The sequence below is a fragment of the Escherichia sp. XD33 genome (assembly GCF_019375075.1).
Classification (GTDB): Bacteria; Pseudomonadota; Gammaproteobacteria; order Enterobacterales; family Enterobacteriaceae; genus Enterobacter; species Enterobacter flexneri_A.
The window spans coordinates 1-1,051 of record NZ_JAENDM010000211.1 but is presented as its reverse complement, the minus strand read 5'-3'; the positions used below and the strand labels follow the sequence as shown (position 1 = coordinate 1,051).

Annotated in this window: 1 pseudogene; it reads left to right on the top strand. The window is 50.6% G+C overall.

Going from position 1 to position 1,051, the window contains the following annotated elements:
• Window positions 1-138: 138 nt before the first annotated feature.
• A pseudogene (locus K0778_RS26335) lies at window positions 139-1,051 on the top strand (Tn3 family transposase); the annotation flags it as partial.

The following is a 1,051-nucleotide window of genomic DNA, read 5'->3' as shown; positions in this document are numbered from 1 at the left end:
CGTACGGCCCACAGAATGATGTCACGCTGAAAATGCCGGCCTTTGAATGGGTTCATGTGCAGCTCCATCAGCAAAAGGGGATGATAAGTTTATCACCACCGACTATTTGCAACAGTGCCGAAACGACTGAGCAAAATGATCAGTGATCTACTCCCTCCGGTGGATTTAACGGAGTTGCTGCTCGAAATTAACGCCCATACCGGATTTGCTGATGAGTTTTTCCATGCTAGTGAAGCCAGTGCCAGAGTTGATGATCTGCCCGTCAGCATCAGCGCCGTGCTGATGGCTGAAGCCTGCAATATCGGTCTGGAACCACTGATCAGATCAAATGTTCCTGCACTGACCCGACACCGGCTGAACTGGACAAAAGCGAACTATCTGCGGGCTGAAACTATCACCAGCGCTAATGCCAGACTGGTTGATTTTCAGGCAACGCTGCCACTGGCACAGATATGGGGTGGAGGAGAAGTGGCATCTGCAGATGGAATGCGCTTTGTTACGCCAGTCAGAACAATCAATGCCGGACCGAACCGCAAATACTTTGGTAATAACAGAGGGATCACCTGGTACAACTTTGTGTCCGATCAGTATTCCGGCTTTCATGGCATCGTTATACCGGGGACGCTGAGGGACTCTATCTTTGTGCTGGAAGGTCTTCTGGAACAGGAGACCGGGCTGAATCCAACCGAAATTATGACCGATACAGCAGGTGCCAGCGAACTTGTCTTTGGCCTTTTCTGGCTGCTGGGATACCAGTTTTCTCCACGCCTGGCTGATGCCGGTGCTTCGGTTTTCTGGCGAATGGACCATGATGCCGACTATGGCGTGCTGAATGATATTGCCAGAGGGCAATCAGATCCCCGAAAAATAGTCCTTCAGTGGGACGAAATGATCCGGACCGCTGGCTCCCTGAAGCTGGGCAAAGTACAGGTTTCAGTGCTGGTCCGTTCATTGCTGAAAAGTGAACGTCCTTCCGGACTGACTCAGGCAATCATTGAAGTGGGGCGCATCAACAAAACGCTGTATCTGCTTAATTATATTGATGATGAAG